This window comes from Polaribacter vadi (genome assembly GCF_018861005.1).
GTDB lineage: Bacteria > Bacteroidota > Bacteroidia > Flavobacteriales > Flavobacteriaceae > Polaribacter > Polaribacter vadi_A.
The window spans coordinates 137,743-150,409 of sequence record NZ_JAHKQL010000016.1; the positions used below are offsets into that span (position 1 = coordinate 137,743).

Annotated in this window: 12 protein-coding genes; 7 read left to right on the forward strand and 5 right to left on the reverse strand. The window is 29.5% G+C overall.

The window, feature by feature from the left end:
• Nucleotides 1-4: 4 nt before the first annotated feature.
• Nucleotides 5-724 (reverse strand): polyprenol monophosphomannose synthase, encoded by a 720-nt coding sequence (locus KO506_RS08860; RefSeq protein WP_215994547.1) that lies wholly within the window; start codon nucleotides 722-724, stop codon nucleotides 5-7.
• Between the two features lie 83 nt (nucleotides 725-807).
• Between KO506_RS08860 and KO506_RS08865 the strand changes: the two genes are divergently transcribed.
• The 4 genes from KO506_RS08865 (at nucleotide 808) to KO506_RS08880 (ending at nucleotide 4,209) form a co-directional block, all read left to right on the forward strand.
• Nucleotides 808-1,449 carry a DUF4271 domain-containing protein gene (locus KO506_RS08865; protein ID WP_215994548.1) on the forward strand — a complete coding sequence of 214 codons (642 nt, stop codon included), beginning with the start codon at nucleotides 808-810 and terminating at the stop codon, nucleotides 1,447-1,449.
• 18 nt (nucleotides 1,450-1,467) lie between these two features.
• The gene (locus tag KO506_RS08870; RefSeq protein WP_215994549.1) at nucleotides 1,468-2,214 is read left to right on the forward strand and encodes a uroporphyrinogen-III synthase; all 747 of its coding nucleotides are present in this window, start codon (nucleotides 1,468-1,470) and stop codon (nucleotides 2,212-2,214) included.
• A gap of 176 nt (nucleotides 2,215-2,390) precedes the next feature.
• The gene (locus tag KO506_RS08875; protein WP_215994550.1) at nucleotides 2,391-3,398 is read left to right on the forward strand and encodes a sugar kinase; all 1,008 of its coding nucleotides are present in this window, start codon (nucleotides 2,391-2,393) and stop codon (nucleotides 3,396-3,398) included.
• A gap of 160 nt (nucleotides 3,399-3,558) precedes the next feature.
• Nucleotides 3,559-4,209 (forward strand): peroxiredoxin-like family protein, encoded by a 651-nt coding sequence (locus tag KO506_RS08880; RefSeq protein ID WP_215994551.1) that lies wholly within the window; start codon nucleotides 3,559-3,561, stop codon nucleotides 4,207-4,209.
• Nucleotides 4,210-4,402: 193 nt separating this feature from the next.
• On the opposite strand, the gene radA is transcribed toward KO506_RS08880, so the two are convergent.
• The 4 genes from radA to panC all read right to left on the reverse strand — a co-directional run bounded on the left by radA (nucleotide 4,403) and on the right by panC (nucleotide 8,130).
• Nucleotides 4,403-5,764: a DNA repair protein RadA gene (radA, locus tag KO506_RS08885; RefSeq protein ID WP_215994552.1), complete on the reverse strand. Its 1,362-nt coding sequence runs from the start codon at nucleotides 5,762-5,764 to the stop codon at nucleotides 4,403-4,405.
• 195 nt (nucleotides 5,765-5,959) lie between these two features.
• Complete coding sequence (locus tag KO506_RS08890; RefSeq protein ID WP_215994553.1) at nucleotides 5,960-6,901, reverse strand: lysylphosphatidylglycerol synthase transmembrane domain-containing protein; 942 nt, start codon at nucleotides 6,899-6,901, stop codon at nucleotides 5,960-5,962.
• A 2-nt stretch (nucleotides 6,902-6,903) separates the two neighbouring features.
• On the reverse strand, nucleotides 6,904-7,254 hold the full coding sequence (gene panD, locus KO506_RS08895; protein ID WP_215994554.1) for an aspartate 1-decarboxylase: 351 nt from the start codon (nucleotides 7,252-7,254) through the stop codon (nucleotides 6,904-6,906).
• Nucleotides 7,255-7,278: 24 nt separating this feature from the next.
• Nucleotides 7,279-8,130 (reverse strand): pantoate--beta-alanine ligase, encoded by an 852-nt coding sequence (panC, locus tag KO506_RS08900; RefSeq protein WP_215994555.1) that lies wholly within the window; start codon nucleotides 8,128-8,130, stop codon nucleotides 7,279-7,281.
• 96 nt (nucleotides 8,131-8,226) lie between these two features.
• On the opposite strand from panC, the gene KO506_RS08905 reads away from it, so the two are divergent.
• The 3 genes from KO506_RS08905 to glmS are packed head-to-tail and all read left to right on the forward strand — an operon-like array spanning nucleotide 8,227 to nucleotide 12,518.
• Nucleotides 8,227-9,033, forward strand: a complete 807-nt coding sequence (locus KO506_RS08905) for a glycogen/starch synthase (protein ID WP_215994556.1) — start codon at nucleotides 8,227-8,229, stop codon at nucleotides 9,031-9,033.
• 14 nt (nucleotides 9,034-9,047) lie between these two features.
• Entirely contained in the window at nucleotides 9,048-10,634 is a 1,587-nt protein-coding gene (locus tag KO506_RS08910; RefSeq protein ID WP_215994557.1) for a DUF4270 domain-containing protein, read from the forward strand.
• A 27-nt stretch (nucleotides 10,635-10,661) separates the two neighbouring features.
• Nucleotides 10,662-12,518 carry a glutamine--fructose-6-phosphate transaminase (isomerizing) gene (gene glmS / locus KO506_RS08915; protein WP_215994558.1) on the forward strand — a complete coding sequence of 619 codons (1,857 nt, stop codon included), beginning with the start codon at nucleotides 10,662-10,664 and terminating at the stop codon, nucleotides 12,516-12,518.
• Nucleotides 12,519-12,667 lie beyond the last annotated feature (149 nt).

The window sequence follows — 12,667 nt, forward strand, 5'->3', positions numbered from 1 at the left end:
TATTTTATTTTAAACCTTTCAATCTCATTCTGATAACTCCAAATAAAGCTTCAGAAATAATATTACCACTCATTTTTGATGTTCCTAAATCTCTGTCAGTAAAAATTACAGACACTTCTTTTATTTTAAATTTATGTTTCCAAGCTTTAAATTTCATTTCAATTTGAAAGGCATAACCAACAAATTTAATTTTATCAAGATTTATAGTTTCTAAAACCTTACGTTTCCAACAAACAAAACCAGCAGTGGTATCAAACAAAGGTATTCTAGTAATAAAACGAACGTATCTAGATGCAAAATACGAGAGTAGTAAACGCTTAATATCCCAATTTACAACATTTACTTGGTTTTTTACATATCTAGAGCCAACAGAAACATCATTTTTATCAACAGAACATGCGTTGTATAAACGAATTAAATCTTCTGGATTATGAGAAAAATCGGCATCCATTTCTATAATATACTCATATTTTTTTGATAAAGCCCATTTAAAACCGTGAATGTAGGCAGTACCTAAACCACTTTTTCCAATCCTTTTTTCGATAAAAAGTTGATTAGGAAATTCTGTAATTAATTGCTCAACAATTGCTGCAGTTCCATCAGGTGAATTATCATCAACAATTAAAATATGAAATGTTTTTTCTTGATTGAATGTAGTTCTAATTATAGCTTCTATATTCTCTTTTTCGTTGTAAGTAGGAATGATGACTAACGCGTCTGACATAAATTAATTTTCATGTAGTAAGTAGGCAAATATACATTTTTTAATCACTAATTTTGCGTCAATAATTCTTAAATGAAAGTTAATTGCAAGCACTAGATAAAATAGATTATTCTAATAACTGGGTAACAATACTTTTATTTGTATTGCTTGTAGGCGTTGTTTTTTTAAAATTATTAAACGCAAAAAAATTAAAACAAAACGTTATTGCTTTTTTTAATAATAGCTTATTAGACGACTCTGATGTAGATGGTTTAAATTATACAAAACCGTTTCAAATTATCATTTTTTTATTTACAGTAACAGTATTATCTTTATTAACACACACCTTTAAAATTTATAAATTACCAGAAACAGCTACTAATTTTGTTGTTTTTTCTACCATTTTTGGATGTGTTTTACTTTATTTATTTTTAAAAAGGATGTTAGAATATGGATTATCTTTATTATTTATGATAAAAAAGAATGTAAGGCCATTTATAAATTCTAAAATCAATACACTGCATAGTATTTCATTTTTCTTATATATAGCTCTAGTTTTAAATGAATATGCTAACTTAAATAGAGTTTACTTATTCTATTTTGCATCCTTTTTATTTATTATGAGGTTTATATTTTTAGTTGCAAGAAATAAAAAGCTGATTTTTAATCAGTTGTTTTATTTTATTTTGTACATTTGCGCCTTCGAAATAGCGACGCTATTTGTACTTTATAAATTGATGTTTTAAATACAAAATCGAAAGCATATGAAAGTGAAAACGATATTGGTTTCGCAACCAGCACCTAAGACAGAAACATCTCCCTACTTTGATTTGTCTGATAAACAAAAAGTGAAAATTGATTTTAGATCTTTTATTCATGTAGAAGGCATATCTGTAAAAGAAGTAAGAGCAGAGAAGTTAGACTTACATAATTTTAGCGCAATTATTTTAACAAGTAGAAATGCAGTAGATCATTTTTTTAGAATTGCAGAAGAAATGAGATTTAAAGTGCCAGATTCTATGAAATATTTCTGTCAATCAGAAGCTGTTGCTTATTATTTACAGAAGTATGTGGTTTACAGAAAACGTAAAATTTATGTGGGTAACAGAACGTTTCTAGAATTAACAAAACTAATTAAAAAGCATAAAACTGAGAAGTTTTTACTACCATCTTCAGATAAATTAAAACCATTAATTCCTACTGAATTAGATAAGTTAGGTATTACATGGAAAAGAGTAGATTTATATAGAACTGTAGTAAGTGATTTATCTGATTTAGAAAATGTGTTTTACGATGTTTTAGTTTTCTTTAGCCCTTCTGGAATTGAATCATTATTCAAAAATTTTCCGAATTTTAAACAAAACGAAACTAGAATTGCTGCCTTTGGTAATTCTACAGTAAAAGCTGTTACAGAAGCTGGTTTAAAGTGCGATATTGTTGCACCTTCACCAGAAAACCCATCTATGACAATGGCATTAGATAAGTATATTAAAGAAGCTAATAAGAAATAGTTTTTATTGCTCTTAAATTATAAAACACAAAAAGCCGAACAGAAATGTTCGGCTTTTTGTGTTTTATAATTTATTGAACTACTTTATTACAGGTTTATTAATTTTTATCATTTGTAATTATTGTATATTTTCAATATCTTCATCCATAAACAATTACTTAGTAATTCTTAACAATTATGGATAAAAAACTAATAACATTTGGAGAAGTTATGATGCGTTTATCACCTCCAGGATATACTATGTTTTCTCAAGCAAGTTCTTTCGATCTTGTTTATGGAGGAGGAGAAGCAAATGTTGCAATTTCTTGTAGTTATTTAGGTATGAAAGCTGCTCATGTAACTCGTTTTCCAGACAATGCTCTTGGTAGAGCAGCAACTCAATTTTTAAGAAAACACTGGTTAGGAACTATAAATGTTATTTATGGCGATAATATGTTAGGAAAATATTTTCTTCAAAAAGGTGCTGTACATAGATCTAGTGAAGTAATTTACGAAAGAGAAGGCTCTGCATTTTCTTTAATAAAACCAGACATGATTAATTGGGAAGAAGTCTTAGAAGGTGCAGATTGGTTTCATTGGACAGGTATTACACCAGCAATTTCAGAAGGAGCTGCAATGTGTTGTTTAGAAGCCATTAAAACTGCAAATAAAATGGGAATTAAAGTTTCTGGCGATATTAATTCTAGACAAAATATGTGGAAATATGGTAAAACCATGCAAGAAGTAATGCCAGAATTAGTAAAAAACACAGATATTGTAATTACCAGTAGTCGTGGAATTAAAGAAATGTTTGGGCTTGGAGAAGTGGGAGTAGGGTTTAGTGAAGCAGCAAAAGAATTAATGAATACCTTTCCTAGAATTGAAAAAGTTGTAGGTAAAACAAGAAAATCCATAAGTGCTTCGCATCAACAAATACAAGGTAAAATGTGGACAGGCAAAAAATATATAAAAGCAGATAAATTAGATATTACACATGTTATAGATCGTGTAGGAACTGGAGATGCTTTTGCTTCTGGTATTATTTATGGTTTACTTTATTACGAAGACGATGATTTACAAGCAATAAATTTTGCAACTGCAGCATGTGCTTTAAAGCATACAGTTGTAGGTGATGTAAATATGGTTTCTTTAGACAATGTTTTAAGCTTAATGAAAGGTGATACTTCTGGTAAAATAAAAAGATAATTTTTTAAAGAAGCTATTTATTGTTAACTATTTGTTATTTAGAAACAGCTGCTTTTCTATTTAATTGTAAAGAACTAAATTCGTTAACTTCTATTATAAAATATAGTACAAAAAGAAAAAATAGAATTTAATCTAAGCAGATTTAATAATATATAATTAAATGAAAACATTAAAAGAACAAACTGATGCAAAAATAGCAGCAGGAAGAAAAAACAACCCTAACTTTATGAAAGGTGTTGATGATATTATTGAAAAAGCAAAATCTTTTCAAGAAGGAAAAGATGCTTTAAAAATAGGAGAAAAAGCACCAGATTTTGAGTTGCCAAACCCAAAAGGAACAGCAATATCTTTATCCTCTTTGTTAAAAAAAGGACCACTTGTTGTTACCTTTTATCGTGGAAGTTGGTGTCCTTATTGTAATTTACAATTAAGAGCATTGCAAGCTAAGTTAAGCGAAATTCATGCATTAGGAGCTACATTGGTTGCTATTAGTCCAGAAGTGCCAGATGGTTCTTTAACAACAAATGAAATTAACGAAATGGATTTTATTGTGTTATCAGATCAAGATGCAAAAGTAGCATCAGAATATGGAGTAGCTTGGGAAGTGCCAGAGTTTTTAATGGAACATATGCGCGTAGATCGCAATTTAGATTTAAAGAAAATTAATAACGGTAATGCAAGTATATTACCAATTCCGGCTACGTTTATATTAGGTACAGACGGATTTGTTAAATGGAATTATGTGAATGTAGATTACAGAACACGTTCTGAACCAGAAGAAATTATTGATGCTTTAAAAAAGCTTTCTTAGTAGCTATTTCCTGCTTTTCGTTATATCTTTTTGTGAAAAACAAAAAGGATGCCACTACAATCAGGGCTAAGTTTATTTGCCAGCAAGTAGCCTTTAATTGAATTTAGTAATTATCTAAAAATAAAATATTTTAAGCTTCTTTGGGTTTTATAAAGCCTAGAGAAGCTTTTTTTTTGACCAATAAAATTAAATTTTAAGCAAATAAAGTTGCAAAAGCCTCTTCTATTTTACCAACTAAAACCAATCTTATAGAATGATTTTTAGAAGATATCTTATTGTATTTAGAAGTAACAATTGTTTTGTAACCCAATTTTTCTGCTTCTAAAATTCGTTGATCTATTTTAGAAACAGGTCTAATTTCACCAGCCAAACCAACTTCTGCAGCAAAACATACATTTGGGTTAATAGCAATGTCTTGATTGCTAGATAAAATTGCAGCTACAACTGCCAAATCTATTGCAGGGTCATCTACATTTATACCACCAGTAATGTTTAAAAAAACATCTTTTGCACCCAATTTAAAACCAGCTCTTTTTTCGAGAACTGCCAAAATCATATTTAATCTTTTTAGGTTGTAACCAGTAGTAGATCTTTGTGGTGTTCCATAAACTGCTGTAGAAACTAAGGCTTGTATTTCTATCATTAAAGGTCTAATGCCTTCTAATGTAGATGCAATTGCAGTTCCACTTAAATCTGCATCTTTTTTAGAAATTAAAATTTCTGACGGATTTGATATTTCTCTTAAACCATTAGAAAGCATTTCGTAAATCCCTAATTCAGAGGTAGAACCAAATCTGTTTTTCTGACTTCTTAAAATTCTATAGGTATGATTTCTATCGCCTTCAAATTGTAAAACAACATCTACCATGTGTTCTAAAATTTTTGGCCCAGCAATATTTCCTTCTTTGTTTATGTGCCCAATTAATAAAACAGGAGTTGCAGTTTCTTTGGCAAATTTTATCAATTCAGCACTGGTTTCTCGTATTTGAGAAATAGTTCCAGGAGAAGCTTCTATAGAGTTTGTGTGTAATGTTTGTATGGAATCAATTACCAAAACATCTGGTTCAGTTTCTTCTATATTTTTAAAAATTTGTTGTGTGCTAGTTTCAGTTAAAATTAAGCAATTAGAATTGTTGGCTTCTAAACGTTCTGCTCGCATTTTTATTTGAGATTGACTTTCTTCTCCAGAAACATATAATACTTTCTGGCTAATGTTTAAGGCAACTTGTAACAATAAAGTAGATTTACCAATACCAGGTTCACCACCTAAAAGTGTTACAGAACCTTTTACTAAACCACCACCTAAAACTGTATCCAATTCGTTATTGTTGGTAACAATTCTTTCTTCAGGATTTAACTGAATATCCGCAATTTTTAGTGGTTTATTTACTGTTTGTTTAGCAGTTGTAGATTGTTTCCAGATTCGTTTCTCTTCTTTTTGTATTACTTCTTCAACAATAGTATTCCATTCTTTACAAGCACCACATTGCCCAACCCATTTTGCATGTTGTGTTCCACAATTCTGACAGAAAAAAGTTGTTTTGGTTTTGGCCATTTATATAGAGTTGCAAAGTTTTTAAAGAATCAAAGTTACAAAGTAAAATGAAATTAAACTTTAAATAATAATTCGGATTTTCTACAAGTTAGCAAACAATTGCGTTAGTGATTGAATGGCGTGTTTGAGCTCTTTTTGTTTTTTACAAAAAAGCGAGTAATGAAAGCACGACCTTTAGGTAACGCCCTAAAAATTCTATTTCTTGTTTACAATAGGTAAAAGTAAGAATGCTAAACCACCAAAAACAATAATCATGGCTGTTTGAGCTGTCCACATAATCCAACCAAAAGCGGTTGCAGGTTCTGTTGCAATATTAAAAAGTGCTAGAGCTCCAGCTACAGCAATTGGGTATAAACCAATTCCGCCATTTGTAGCTGCAATAGAAAATCCGCCAGCAATAAAACCAATTAAAATACCACCAAAAGGTACTTCTAAACCATTTATTGCAGGTATTGTTGCCCAAAACATGGCTACATACATTACCCAAATAAAAACGGTATGAAAGATAAATGCCCACTTGTTTTTCATTTTAAAGATGCTTGTAACACCTTCTATTAAACCAGTTACAAAGGTTTTAATTTTTAGTAAAAAACCAGATTCTGCTTTTTTTACAAAAGAAGAAAAAATAAAAAAACCGATTATTAAAATTACAATACCAATTGCAATTTTTGTTGGGTTAAAGTTTTTGGTTAATAGCTCGTAAATAAAATCGAACTGAACAAAAAGCGTAATTGCAACAATGCTTAGCATCATTATTAAATCTGCTATTCTTTCTGCTACAATGGTTCCAAAACCTTTTTCGAAAGGTATTTTCTCGTAATTTGTCATTACAGTTGCTCTAGAAATTTCACCTGCTCTTGGCAAGGCTAAATTTACCAAATACCCTACTAAAACAGCTAAAACACTATTGGTAAATTTGGGTTTAAAACCTAAAGGTTCTAACATAAACTTCCATCTATATGCTCTAGAAAGATGACTTAAAATTCCGAAAAATAAGCCAAGAAAAATCCAGCTATAATTTGCTTCTTTAAAATACCCAAGTAAAACATCTATAGATATTTTAGAGAGAGAATACCAAACTAAAAAACCTCCCAAAACGAGAGGAATTATAATTTTTAAAATTTTTTTGATGTCCACGATTACGTAAGTGTATTGTCTTTTTCGTTAGGAAAAACTAAAGATGGTTTAAATGTTTTTGCTTCTTCAAAATCCATAAAACCGTAAACAATTAAGATTAAAACATCGCCAACTGCAACTCTTCTTGCAGCTGCACCATTTAATGTGATTTCTCCGCTTTTACGTGGACCAGGTATTGCATAAGTTTCTAAACGTTCGCCATTATTATTGTTAACAATTTGAACGCGTTCTCCTTCTATAATGTTGGCTGCATCCATTAAATCTTCATCAATGGTAATGCTTCCTATATAATTTAAATCTGCACCTGTAACTTTTACACGGTGGATTTTTGATTTTACTACTTGTACTAACATGCTGCAAAAATAAGCTTTTTTTGGTTAATTATTTTTTAAACGAATGTTATCAATCAATCTAATATCGCCTGCAAAAACTGCTATAAAAGCTCTGTATTTTTTACCAGATTCTTTGTTTTTTATAGTTTTTAATGTTTTTTCTTCAGCAATTGTAAAATACTCTAAGTTTAATAAAGGGTGGTTTTTAAACTGATTTTCTACCCATTCAGTTATAATTGATGCATTTTCTGTGCCAAACTTTTTTCTGGTTTTTTTAAGCGTTTTGTAAATAAAAGGAGCAGCTTCTCTGTGTACTTTAGAAAGCCTGGTATTTCTAGAACTCATTGCTAAACCATTTTTTTCTCTAAAAATTTTACAGCCTTTAATTTTAATATTGATGCGATTTTTTTTCACCATTTTTTTGATGATCTGTAACTGCTGAAAATCTTTTTGTCCAAAATATGCTTTGTCTGGTTCTACAATTTCGAAGAATGTTTTTACAATTGTACCTACACCATTAAAATGCCCATCTCTAAATTTACCTTCCATTTGATGTTCTAAACCATCAAAATCAAATTTTTGAGAGACAATGTTTTCGTTATAAATTTCTTTTACTGAAGGGGTAAAAAGTACATCGCAAAAAACACTATTTAATAGCTTTACATCATTGTCTAATGTTTTAGGATATTTTACTAAATCTTCTTGATTATCAAACTGGGTAGGGTTCACAAAAATGCTAACAACAACTAGGTCGTTTTTTTTCTTTGCTTTTTTAATTAGCGATAAATGACCTTCGTGTAAAGCCCCCATTGTTGGTACAAAACCAACAGTTTTATTTTGAGCTTTTAATTTTGATAAATAAACTTTTAAGGCTTGCTTTTCTTTAAAAACGTTCATTGTAAAAAGGATATAATGTATGCAAACTTACCATTTTAACACCATATTTGCATAATAATTTGTATTTTTGCATCCTTATAAAAGAGATTGATTTTAATGAAGGACAAGAGAATTTTATTTGTATCGTCTGAAGTTGTTCCGTATTTACCAGAAACAGAACTTTCTTCTACGGCTTTTAGCTCAGCTAAAAACGCACATTCTAAGGGTGTACAAACCCGTATATTTATGCCTAGGTATGGAGTAATAAACGAAAGAAGACATCAGTTGCACGAAGTAATTCGTTTGTCTGGTATGAACTTGGTTGTGAATGATTTAGATATGCCATTAATCATTAAAGTAGCTTCTATTCCTAAAGAAAGAATGCAGGTTTATTTTATTGATAATGAAGAATATTTTAAAAGAAAAGCGGTTTTTACAGACGAAGATGATAAATTATTTTCTGACAATGATGAGAGAGCAATTTTCTTTGCAAAAGGAGTTGTTGAAACTGTAAAAAAATTAAACTGGGCACCAGATATTATTCATATTCATGGTTGGATGGCTTCTTTACTACCTCTTTATTTAAGAGAATTTTATAAAGAAGAGCCTTTGTTTACAGAGAGTAAAATAGTTACTTCTTTGTATAATAGTGGTTTTGAAGGTAGCTTAAATTCAGAATTATCAGAAAAGGTAAAATTCGACTTTGATGATTCTGATAAGATTGCAACAATAAAAACACCAAATCATATAAATATTTTAAAAAGTGCCATCGAAAATTCTGATGCAATTATTCACGGTAGTGAAACTATTGATGAAGAATTAACTTCTTTTATAGAAGAAAAAGAAAAGCCTGTTTTAGAATATCAAGCAGAGAATTTAAAAGAATCTTATTTGAATTTTTATACTGATGTTTTATCAGTTTAGTAAATTGTTTTAAAGTGAGAAAAATTATACGAAGAAGTGTTACAGTATGCGTGTTAGTATGCTTATCAATTGCTATTGTGTCTTGTGAAGAAGATTTTACCAACATAAACTCTAACGTACTTAACAATACAAAATTTAACACAAGTTCTGAAACATTAGATATTGTTGCAGAAAATAGTCCTTTAGAAAGAATTCAATCAGATAACATTTCTAGACAACTGGGGCAATATTTATTAGGTGTATATAATAGTTCAGATTACGAAAAATTAGAAGCCTCAATTGTATCTCAACTTACAATAACAACAGGAGTACAAGTTGTAGATGATGAAAATATTTATGGTGCAGATACAACTGTTGTAACAAAAATTGATACTGTATTTTTAAAATTACCTTATCAAGTTATTTTAGATAGTGATGATTTAACTTACGATTTAGATTCAATTATTGGAGATCAATCAGAAGCTTTTACGTTTAACGTTTATAGATCTAATACTTACTTAAACCTTTATAACCCATTAGACCCTACAAAAATTAATAGTTTTTATTCTGATGATGTTTTTGAAAAATCTGGAACAGCATTAAACAGCGAATTAAACTACCAATTTAAACCTAATTACGAAACTGTTGATGGAGAATTAATACCTGTAGATACTATGCTAGTGGTTAAAAGAAGGTTGTTTGATGATAGTGTTGCAACCCAAGATACTATAAAAATATACAATTCTACAGCAAGTACATTACCTGTTCCTTTTGCAAGAATACCTTTAGATGAAGATGTAATTAAAGAGTTGTTCTTAGATAAATATGATACAGGAGAGTTTGATTCTCAAGCTTTGTTTAATGATTATTTTAGAGGATTAATTTTAGAAGCTACAGGTACAGAAGGTTCTTTAATTTCCTTTGATTTTAATGCTGCAAGTACAGATTTATCACCTTCTTTAGAGATTTATTATACAAATACTGTATTAAAATCAGGTAGTACAATTTTAGATACTATCACTAAAAATGATAGTTATCCTTTATCTGGTTTTAGAGTTAATACCTTTAAAATGGAAGATAAAACCTACCCTGTAAATGATGAAATTATAATTCAAGGTACTGCAGGTAGTGAAGCTAATATTACTTTATTCGATCAAGCTAAAATAGATGAATTAAGTCAAAAAGATTGGTTAATTAATGACGCTTCATTAACTTTTTATATTAATCAGTCTGCAGATACTATTAATACACCAGAAAGACTATATTTGTATAAAAGTGATGAAGATCTAACAAACCCTAAGTTTAGTCAAATAAAAGATGCTACTAGTGAGTCTTCTTTTGGAGGTATTCAAGGTGAATTAGAAAGAGATTCAGATGGTAAAAAGGAAAAATATACTTTTAGAATCACAGATTATATTTCTGATATTTTGAATGGAGAAATAACATATAATCCTACTTTAAAAATAAAAGCTTATAATCCAACAGATTTACCATTGTCAACTATAGATACTATTTTTAATAATTTTAGTTGGAATCCTAAAGCAGTTACACTTTTTAATAATACAACTTCTAATGAGGATAAAAAAGCAGTTTTAAAAATATCATATACTGAAAAAAAATAATTAACTTATCCCCAAAAAAAATTATTTATGTGTGGAATATCAGCTTACATAGGTTATAGAGAAGCCTACCCAATTGTAATAAATGGTTTAAAAAGACTAGAATACAGAGGTTATGATAGTGCAGGTGTAATGATTTATGATAATGAAACATTACATTTGTCAAAAACCAAAGGGAAAGTTTCTGATTTAGAGGAAATTACTGATAAAGAAACAGAAAGAAAAAAAGGAACCATAGGTATGGGCCATACAAGATGGGCTACACATGGAGTTCCTAATGATGTAAATTCTCATCCACATTTATCAAACTCAGAAAATTTAGTTATTGTTCACAATGGAATCATTGAAAATTATGATACTATTAAAAAAGAACTACTATCTAGAGGATATACTTTTAAGAGTGATACAGATACAGAAGTTTTAATAAACCTTATAGAAGAAGTTAAAGTTACAGAAGGTTGCAAATTAGGTAAAGCAGTACAATTAGCGTTAACAAATGTAGTAGGTGCATATGCTATTACTGTTTTTGATAAAAATAATCCAGACGAAATTATTGTTGCACGTTTAGGAAGCCCAATTGCAATTGGTGTTGGAGAAGGTAAAAAAGAATTTTTTGTTGCTTCAGATGCATCACCTTTTGTAGAATATACTAAGAATGCTATTTATTTAGAAGATGAAGAAATGGCTATTATTAAACTTGGTAAAAGTGTAAAAGTTCATAAAATTAATGATGATTCTTTAGTAGACCCTATTGTACAAAAGCTACAAATGAGTTTAGACCAAATTGAAAAAGGAGGTTTTGAACATTTTATGTTAAAAGAAATTCATGAACAGCCAAAAGCTATTACTGATACTTTTAGAGGAAGAATGTTAGCTGAAAAGAATATGATTAAGATGTCTAGTATAGAAGAGAATCTTGATACTTTTTTAAATGCGAACAGAATAATAATTATTGCCTGTGGTACTTCTTGGCATGCAGGTTTAGTTGCAGAGTATCTATTTGAAGATATGGCTAGAATACCAGTTGAGGTAGAATATGCATCAGAATTTAGATATAGAAATCCTATTATTACAAATAAAGATATAGTTATTGCTATTTCTCAATCAGGTGAAACTGCAGATACACTTGCTGCTATAAAATTAGCAAAATCTAAAGGAGCATTTGTTTATGGTGTTTGTAATGTTGTAGGTTCTTCTATAGCAAGAGAAACACATTCAGGCGCATATACACATGCAGGTCCAGAAATTGGTGTAGCATCTACAAAAGCATTTACAACACAAATTACTGTTTTAACACTAATTGCTTTAAAGTTAGGTAGAGCAAATGGATCTTTAGCAGATCATACATTTAAAGATTATATTCAGAAAATGCAATTAATACCTAAGCAGGTAGAAGAATTGTTAAAGATAGATGATCATGTAAAGAGTATTGCTGCTGTTTATAAAGACGCTAAAAACTGTTTATATTTAGGTAGAGGCTTTAACTTTCCTGTTGCTTTAGAAGGTGCTTTAAAGTTAAAAGAGATTTCTTATATACATGCAGAAGGTTATCCTGCTGCAGAAATGAAACATGGGCCAATTGCTTTGATTGATGAAAATATGCCGATTTTTGTAATTGCAACGAACAGAGGGCATTATGAAAAAGTAGTTAGTAATATTCAAGAAATTAAATCTAGAGCAGGTAAAATTATTGCAATTGTAACAGAAGGAGATACACAAGTTAAAGAGATTGCAGACCATACTATAGAAATACCTGATACAGAAGAGGCATTAACACCATTGTTATCTACAATTCCTCTTCAGTTATTGTCTTATCATATTGCTGTTATGTTAGATAAAAATGTAGATCAACCAAGAAATTTAGCAAAATCAGTAACTGTAGAATAGTAAAAGTTTTTATTTTAATTATTAATGAAAATCCAGCTATAAATTAGCTGGATTTTTTTTTAAGACAGATTAGCTAATAACTACAACTTTTCTTATACAGAAAAAGAAATGTCTACTACTTTGTTAAAAAACAGTCAATTACATTTAAA

What these genes read in the sequence shown, in the direction of transcription:
- KO506_RS08860 (WP_215994547.1), bottom strand. Translation starts at nt 724, where the DNA reads ATGTCAGACGCGTTAGTCATCATTCCTACTTACAACGAAAAAGAGAAT.
- KO506_RS08870 (WP_215994549.1), top strand. Translation starts at nt 1,468, where the DNA reads ATGAAAGTGAAAACGATATTGGTTTCGCAACCAGCACCTAAGACAGAA.
- KO506_RS08875 (WP_215994550.1), top strand. Translation starts at nt 2,391, where the DNA reads ATGGATAAAAAACTAATAACATTTGGAGAAGTTATGATGCGTTTATCA.
- KO506_RS08880 (WP_215994551.1), top strand. Translation starts at nt 3,559, where the DNA reads ATGAAAACATTAAAAGAACAAACTGATGCAAAAATAGCAGCAGGAAGA.
- radA (WP_215994552.1), bottom strand. Translation starts at nt 5,764, where the DNA reads ATGGCCAAAACCAAAACAACTTTTTTCTGTCAGAATTGTGGAACACAA.
- panD (WP_215994554.1), bottom strand. Translation starts at nt 7,254, where the DNA reads ATGTTAGTACAAGTAGTAAAATCAAAAATCCACCGTGTAAAAGTTACA.
- panC (WP_215994555.1), bottom strand. Translation starts at nt 8,130, where the DNA reads ATGAACGTTTTTAAAGAAAAGCAAGCCTTAAAAGTTTATTTATCAAAA.
- KO506_RS08905 (WP_215994556.1), top strand. Translation starts at nt 8,227, where the DNA reads ATGAAGGACAAGAGAATTTTATTTGTATCGTCTGAAGTTGTTCCGTAT.
- glmS (WP_215994558.1), top strand. Translation starts at nt 10,662, where the DNA reads ATGTGTGGAATATCAGCTTACATAGGTTATAGAGAAGCCTACCCAATT.